1 protein-coding gene is annotated in these 228 nt (G+C 71.1%); it reads left to right on the top strand.

The genetic code is table 11. The features are described 5' to 3' along the window. Positions 1-228: hypothetical protein (locus KVT37_RS33410; RefSeq protein ID WP_217579139.1), on the top strand; the 228-nt coding region annotated here is incomplete at both ends.

Below are 228 nucleotides of genomic sequence, written 5' to 3'. Positions count from 1 at the left end.
CGGGCTGCTCTATCTGCCGCTCGGCAACCAGACGCCGGACCAGCTCGGCAGGGGCCGCAGCGCCAATGCCGAGAAATTCTCCTCCTCGATCACCGCGCTCGCCCTCAACACCGGACAGTTGCGCTGGGTGCGGCAGACGGGGCCCCAAGATCTGGGGGACATGGACGTGCCGGCGCAGCCGAGGCTGGTCGACATCCCCACCGCGAAGGGGGGCGTGCCGGCGCGGGT

It is taken from the genome of Mesorhizobium sp. GbtcB19, from assembly GCF_019091085.1.
Lineage (GTDB): Bacteria > Pseudomonadota > Alphaproteobacteria > Rhizobiales > Rhizobiaceae > Mesorhizobium.
This window is presented reverse-complemented; position numbering and strand designations above follow the sequence as displayed.